At 52.5% G+C, this 5,373-nt stretch carries 2 tRNA genes and 3 rRNA genes; all 5 read right to left on the bottom strand.

Features of this window, described 5'->3' with window-relative positions:
* Positions 1-11: 11 nt before the first annotated feature.
* Positions 12-128: ribosomal RNA gene (gene rrf, locus NC979_RS25250) — 5S ribosomal RNA — on the bottom strand.
* Positions 129-237: 109 nt separating this feature from the next.
* Positions 238-3,120, bottom strand: a 23S ribosomal RNA gene (locus tag NC979_RS25245).
* Positions 3,121-3,304: 184 nt separating this feature from the next.
* Positions 3,305-3,380: transfer RNA gene (locus NC979_RS25240), tRNA-Ala, on the bottom strand.
* A gap of 6 nt (positions 3,381-3,386) precedes the next feature.
* Positions 3,387-3,460: transfer RNA gene (locus tag NC979_RS25235), tRNA-Ile, on the bottom strand.
* Between the two features lie 170 nt (positions 3,461-3,630).
* A 16S ribosomal RNA gene (locus NC979_RS25230) occupies positions 3,631-5,119 on the bottom strand.
* Together the 16S, 23S and 5S rRNA genes with 2 tRNA genes alongside form the textbook arrangement of a ribosomal RNA operon.
* Between the last annotated feature and the right edge of the window lie 254 nt (positions 5,120-5,373).

Raw genomic sequence — 5,373 nt, 5'->3', positions numbered from 1 at the left:
TTCAAGTAAGGACCTGGCATCGAGCTATTTTGACAAGGGGCAACCCCCTCACTATCTTCGCCGCAGCTGCGTTTCACGACTGAGTTCGGGATGGGTCAGAGTGGGACCACAGCGCCAGAGACACCAGGAAAGCTTACGTTGCTTAAATATTGTGTTGTTTGAGTTCCTTGAGGAACTGAATAGAGAGAAGTGCGGCTGTGCACACAGCCATTGCTTGTCCGTTGATGGACTGAGTGTGAGGTCAAGCCCTCGGTCTGTTAGTACGCCTCGACTACATCCATTGCTGGACTTCCATCTAGCGCCTATTAACGGGTGGTCTACCCGTGACCTTACTGGCTTATGCCATGGGAACACTCATCTTGAGGTGGGCTTCCCACTTAGATGCTTTCAGCGGTTATCCACTCCGCACTTAGCTACCCTGCGTTTACCGTTGGCACGATAACAGGTACACCAGCGGTGCGTTCTTCCCGGTCCTCTCGTACTAAGGAAGACTCCTCTCAATGTTCCTACGCCTGCACCGGATATGGACCGAACTGTCTCACGACGTTCTGAACCCAGCTCACGTACCGCTTTAATGGGCGAACAGCCCAACCCTTGGGACCGACTACAGCCCCAGGTTGCGATGAGCCGACATCGAGGTGCCAAACCTCCCCGTCGATGTGAACTCTTGGGGGAGATCAGCCTGTTATCCCTAGAGTAACTTTTATCCGTTGAGCGACGGCCCTTCCACGCGGAACCGTCGGATCACTAAGGCCTACTTTCGTACCTGCTCGACTTGTCAGTCTCGCAGTCAAGCTCTCTTATGCCTTTACACTCGAAGGCTGATTTCCAACCAGCCTGAGAGAACCTTTGCGCGCCTCCGTTACCATTTAGGAGGCGACCGCCCCAGTCAAACTGCCCACCTGATACTGTTCTCTGCCCGGATAACGGGTCAAAGTTAGAATTCTAGCCTTAATAGAGTGGTATCTCACCAGTGACTCCATAACCCCCACAAGGGCTACTTCAAAGTCTCCCACCTATCCTGCGCAATTAAAGCCCGAACCCAATACCAAGCTACAGTAAAGCTTCATAGGGTCTTTCTGTCCGGGTGCAGGTAGTCCGTATCTTCACAGACATTCCTATTTCGCCGAGCCTCTCTCCGAGACAGCTCCCAGATCGTTACGCCTTTCGTGCGGGTCGGAACTTACCCGACAAGGAATTTCGCTACCTTAGGACCGTTATAGTTACGGCCGCCGTTCACCGGGGCTTCAGTCGCTAGCTTTAGCTCCGAAGAGCCTGACCAACTTCCTTAACCTTCCGGCACTGGGCAGGCGTCAGCCCCCATACATCGTCTTGCGACTTAGCGGAGACCTGTGTTTTTGGTAAACAGTCGCCTGGGACTCTTCACTGCGACCACCTCTCGGTGGTACCCCTTCTCCCGAAGTTACGGGGCCATTTTGCCGAGTTCCTTAGAGAGAGTTATCTCGCGCCCCTTAGTATACTCTACCTTCCCACCTGTGTCGGTTTAGGGTACGGGCCAATTTGAATTAACGTGGTTCGGGCTTTTCTTGGAAGCCTGACATCAGACACTTCCCCGTCGTAACGGGTCGTACTCGCTTCTCAGCTCAAGACGTTTTCGCCGTCTCTCAACACCTCGATAGCTTAAACCGGTAACCAACATCCGGCTGTCTTAGCCTTCTCCGTCCCCCGCCACAATCCAAATCAGGTACGGAAATATTAATCCGTTGTCCATCGACTACGCCTTTCGGCCTCGCCTTAGGTCCCGACTAACCCTCCGCGGACGAGCCTTCCGGAGGAAACCTTGGGATTTCGGGGTGTAGGATTCTCACCTACATTTTCGCTACTTAAGCCGACATTCTCACTTCTGTACAATCCACGCCTGCTCTCGCTAACGCTTCAACTCATACAGAACGCTCCTCTACCACTTGTATAAATACAAGTCCACAGCTTCGGTAGGATGCTTAGCCCCGTTCATTTTCGGCGCAGGATCGCTTGACCAGTGAGCTATTACGCACTCTTTTAAGGATGGCTGCTTCTAGGCAAACCTCCTGGTTGTCTCTGCAATCCCACCTCCTTTATCACTTAGCATCCATTTGGGGACCTTAGCTGGTGGTCTGGGCTGTTTCCCTTTCGACGATGAAGCTTATCCCCCACCGTCTGACTGGCATTGTGTGCTACGGGTATTCTGAGTTTGACTCGATTTGGTACCGCTCTCGCAGCCCGCACCGAATCAGTGCTTTACCCCCCGTATATAATCAATACCGCTGTGCCTCAACACATTTCGAGGAGAACCAGCTAGCTCCGGGTTCGATTGGCATTTCACCCCTAACCACAGCTCATCCGCTGGCTTTTCAACGCCAGTCGGTTCGGACCTCCACTTGGTATCACCCAAGCTTCATCCTGGCCATGGTTAGATCACCCGGGTTCGGGTCTATAAAATCTGACTATCGCCCTATTCAGACTCGCTTTCGCTTTGGCTTCAGCATTTCCGCTTTAACCTGCCAGACCCTATAAGTCGCCGGCTCATTCTTCAACAGGCACGCTATCACCCGTTTAATCGGGCTCTAACTGCTTGTAGGCTCACGGTTTCATGTTCTATTTCACTCCCCTCCCGGGGTTCTTTTCACCTTTCCCTCGCGGTACTGGTTCACTATCGGTCACGCAGGAGTATTTAGCCTTACGAGGTGGTCCTCGCGGATTCACACGGGATTTCTCGTGCCCCGTGCTACTCGGGATTCAGCTAGTATCGTTAAGTTTTCGACTACAGGACTTTCACCTTCTCTGGTGCATCATTCCAATGCTTCGTCTAACCGCTCGAGTCCATATCGCTGTCCCACAACCCCAATGGTAAAAACCATTGGTTTAGGCTCTTCCCAGTTCGCTCGCCGCTACTAAGGGAATCGATTTTTCTTTCTCTTCCTACAGCTACTAAGATGTTTCAGTTCGCTGCGTTCGCTCGCGCCACCCTATGGATTCAGGTGGCCGTATATAGGGTTGCCCCATTCGGAAACCTTCGGATCAAAGCCTGCTTCCAGCTCCCCGAAGCGTATCGTCGGTAACCACGTCCTTCTTCGCCTCTGCGTGCCTAGGTATCCACCGTGAGCCCGTTGTAGCTTGACCTTCATTTCATTGGTGTTACCCAACAAAATTCACTCTTCTCTCAACGAACTTTGAATGTTCTGTGTGTACTACCTTACACTTCTCTCATATTCAGTTTTCAAGGTTCTTTGCTAGGCTCTCACCCAGCAGACTATGCCTTGGTTAATCCCAAAACACACTGTGCTGAATTTAATCCCTGCTTTCGTGGTGGAGGTTAGCGGACTCGAACCGCTGACATCCTGCTTGCAAAGCAGGCGCTCTACCAACTGAGCTAAACCCCCACGCAGTGGGCCATCCTGGACTCGAACCAGGGACCTCACCCTTATCAGGGGTGCGCTCTAACCACCTGAGCTAATAGCCCGTGTTTAGTTTCCTTTCCCCTAGATAACTATCGCTAGCAGTTACCCAAAGTTAAGAAATAAACCTCAACCATAGTCTAGAAACTAATCTCAAAGTCCTGAACGACCTAGAGTGACCGCTCAATACTCCTAATTCAATATGGTTCGGAGTTATCAAGGGTAGGTCTCCCTAAAAGGAGGTGATCCAGCCACACCTTCCGGTACGGCTACCTTGTTACGACTTCACCCCAGTCATCAGCCCTGCCTTCGGCGCCCTCCTCCGCGAACGGTTAGAGTAACGACTTCGGGCGTGGCCAACTCCCATGGTGTGACGGGCGGTGTGTACAAGGCCCGGGAACGTATTCACCGCCGTATGCTGACCGGCGATTACTAGCGATTCCGCCTTCATGCAGGCGAGTTGCAGCCTGCAATCTGAACTGAGCCACAGTTTATGGGATTTGCTTGCACTCGCGCGCTCGCTGCCCTCTGTCTGTAGCATTGTAGGACGTGTGTAGCCCAAGACGTAAGGGGCATGATGACTTGACGTCGTCCCCACCTTCCTCCGTGTTGTCCACGGCAGTCTCCCCAGAGTGCCCAACTTAATGATGGCAACTAAGGACGAGGGTTGCGCTCGTTGCGGGACTTAACCCAACATCTCACGACACGAGCTGACGACAGCCATGCACCACCTGTCTCTGCGCTCCCGAAGGCACTCTCTCATCTCTGAAAGATTCGCAGGATGTCAAGCCTTGGTAAGGTTCTTCGCGTTGCATCGAATTAAACCACATCCTCCACCGCTTGTGCGGGCCCCCGTCAATTCCTTTGAGTTTCACACTTGCGTGCGTACTCCCCAGGCGGGATACTTAACGCGTTAGCTACGGTACTGCACGGGTCGATACGTCCAACACCTAGTATCCATCGTTTACAGCTAGGACTACAGGGGTATCTAATCCCTTTCGCTCCCCTAGCTTTCGTCCCTCAGCGTCAGTTGTGGCCCAGTAGAGCGCCTTCGCCACTGGTGTTCTTCCCGATATCTACGCATTTCACCGCTACACCGGGAATTCCCTCTACCCCTACCACACTCTAGCTTTCCAGTTTCCATTGCCGATCCACAGTTGAGCTGTGGGCTTTGACAACAGACTTAAAAAGCCGCCTGCGGACGCTTTACGCCCAATAATTCCGGATAACGCTTGCCTCCTCCGTCTTACCGCGGCTGCTGGCACGGAGTTAGCCGAGGCTTATTCCTCTGGTACCGTCAGTTCTTCTTCCCAGAGAAAAGAGGTTTACAACCCTAAGGCCTTCCTCCCTCACGCGGCGTTGCTCCGTCAGGCTTTCGCCCATTGCGGAAAATTCCCCACTGCTGCCTCCCGTAGGAGTCTGGGCCGTGTCTCAGTCCCAGTGTGGCTGATCATCCTCTTAGACCAGCTACTGATCGTCGCCTTGGTGAGCCATTACCCCACCAACTAGCTAATCAGACGCGAGTTCATCCCTAGGCGATATAACATTTCACCTCTCGGCATATGGGGCATTAGCAGTCGTTTCCAACTGTTGTTCCCCTCCTAAGGGCAGATCCTCACGCGTTACTCACCCGTCCGCCACTAACCCCGAAGGGTCCGTTCGACTTGCATGTGTTAAGCACGCCGCCAGCGTTCATCCTGAGCCAGGATCAAACTCTCCATGTTAGTGACTAATCCCAAAAGATTAATCTCAATTAGTTACTCGCGAAAAGTAACCCGAAAAGCATGTCCCGGATACCTCAGTATCCGATTCTGTCTTCTTACTTGACTCAACCACAGCACAAGTGCTATCGTTGAACCAATTTAATCCTTGACAGGAACCTTGGCTTTGTTTCTAGACTATGTAGTTGTCGAGGTTCGCTTCAACCCTCGGTGAAAGACTCGTTCGAGTCGCTTCCCTCAGGCGCTTTATCAATATA

The sequence above is a fragment of the Leptolyngbya subtilissima AS-A7 genome (genome assembly GCF_039962255.1).
GTDB lineage: Bacteria > Cyanobacteriota > Cyanobacteriia > Phormidesmidales > Phormidesmidaceae > Nodosilinea.
Note: the sequence above shows the minus strand (reverse complement) of the source record. Positions and strands in the feature narration are given on the sequence as shown.